The sequence below is a fragment of the Aeromonas sp. HMWF014 genome, from assembly GCF_963878295.1.
Classification (GTDB): Bacteria; Pseudomonadota; Gammaproteobacteria; order Enterobacterales; family Aeromonadaceae; genus Aeromonas; species Aeromonas popoffii.
In genome coordinates, this window is sequence record NZ_CAWNYS010000041.1 from 445 (window position 1) to 2528 (window position 2084).

1 protein-coding gene and 1 pseudogene are annotated in these 2084 nt (G+C 59.1%); one reads left to right on the forward strand and one right to left on the reverse strand.

The window, feature by feature from the left end:
- Positions 1–464 (reverse strand): annotated as a pseudogene (locus tag AAC083_RS22755) (IS5 family transposase); the annotation flags it as partial.
- A gap of 189 nt (positions 465–653) precedes the next feature.
- Here AAC083_RS22755 and AAC083_RS01435 point away from each other — a divergent pair.
- Positions 654–2084: hypothetical protein (locus AAC083_RS01435; protein ID WP_219927933.1), on the forward strand; the 1431-nt coding region annotated here is incomplete at its 3' end.

Below are 2084 nucleotides of genomic sequence, written 5' to 3' on the forward strand. Positions count from 1 at the left end.
TCGGGTCCACCGCCAGATGTAACTTGCGCCAGACTCGCCGCTTTTCTGTGCCGTGTTTTCTGACTTTCCACTCGCCTTCGCCAAATACTTTCAGGCCAGTTGAGTCGATAACCAGGTCGGTGATGCGCCCCTTTGAGGGCTGGCGATAGGCCACCTTCACTGTGCGGGCCCGCTTGCTGACACAACTGTAATCGGGGGCGCACAGCGGTACGTTCATCAGCTCGAACAGGGAGTCAAGTTGCCCCTGAGTGGCTCGCAAAGTCAGGCTGAACATCCCCTTGCGCATCAAGAAGGTGCAGATGGTCTGGTCGGTGTAAAGCGCTGCGGCCCCGTCGCCCGTGATGGTCTTGGTGAAACCAGTTATCCATGGCATCTGCATCAACCCAGAAGGTGAGAGAGCCACGGTCAATCAGAGACTTGTTGTCTTGAGGCCAGTTGGTGATGGGGTGAAGCGACTTGCCCATGATGCAGACTTGAAGTGAATGGTGGTGATCAGATCACCGCGTCCTCAGTTAGTTTCATTCAAGCTGCATCGATTTGGGCAACAGCGCCCTCTGTTGACTCTTCTCAAAAAAGACTCGATTCAGTCTAAATTCAGCTTGGCATGACTAGGTTGAAGGTTGGACCGCTACCCCCTAGATACGGAGTCCCCGATGAAATATCGCATTATACGTCTGGATGAGCTGATGGCTAACGATGTCTTTCGCATAGAAGCCGCTCTTCGCCATGCACGCTTTGACCCTCCTCGTGGCATGAGCGAGGCTAGTGTGCGGCGGGGGCTCGAGTCTGGAGAGCTGCTCCTGTTGGCAGAATCGCCCCATATCGCCCTGCTTAAACTGGGAGCACAAGGGGAATGGCTGATAAGCGATAGCGCGGTGCCACTGGTGAGCCAGGAGTTGCAGGCGCGGGTATTGGGCAGAGTGGGGGCGAGACACGGCACTGGGGGCACAGGCTTTGGTGCCGCGATGGTGCCGACACAGGGAGGTAGCACTGTCAGGGATGTAGTGCAGGAGCCGTACCAGTACCCAACAGAGGTGGTGACGCCAGACCACCAACCCCGCGAGGCGTTCCATTATGAGGTTCAGGTGGCCTGCCCACCGGCCACCCTGCAGCGTTTCATCGGCACCCATTTTGTATTGGCCACGACTGCGCAAGAACGAGAAGTGACCTTGATGCCGTGCCCCGTTCGATCTGGGACGCGCTGTGAAGCCACCACCCGAACCAATCCCCCCCGACACTTGCGGGTCATGAAAGGAGGGCGATGTTACGAGGGGCTGAGCATCGCTGATGTGGCGCCACAATCGCACCATGGGGTCGTGAGAGAGCGCTATCTGGCGGTCATGCCCACAGTGCAGGTCGGCCAACGGCTAGCCTTTCCTACTCGCGGTTATTACTACCACTTCGTCGGTGGGTGCTTGGCCCAGGAGTATGAGATCCCCTCGGACCCGGCGTTTACGTTTGCGTTTGCGCGTACCCACAGCACAGCGGGGCGCCTTGCCGACGGTCGTGACGAGGGGCTCCAGTCCGCCCTGCTTGTTTTCGACCAAGTTCATGGGGCCGCACCGGGTGAGCAGCATTTGGCCTACTGCCCACAGCGCCTTAGTCAGGACGAGCTCGATGCTATCTCCCCCGAGTGGTTACAGGCTCATGCCCTGCGCCTCGATTTGGCAGCCCTGCACCGAGCCATCCGCGAAAGCAGCGAAGGGGCAAATACCATCAGAAATTCCCTACCAGTGCGAGCGCCCGCCGAGATAAACACACCAGCCAATAGCCACTACGCCTGGCGTGAGGCGCACCTCGACAGTGGCCAGCGCTATGTTGCCATTGGTATCGAACGGCTCCTTGACAAGCATCTCCCCCTGGTCAATTTGGGGCAGGCACCTTCTCTTGTGGCTTATGTGATCAACACCATACTGCCTTATGGGGAGCTGGCGCGGCTGCCCGAGGTGGTGGCAGCGATGACGCAAGGGTTGGAGAAGAGCTATCTGGAGCGGGTGGCAATCGTGCTGGGCGTCAACGGGAAGGCGGCGGCCGACGAGGCAGTTCGGACAGCCGTGGCAGAGGCCTGCGGGGAGCTGGTGAAC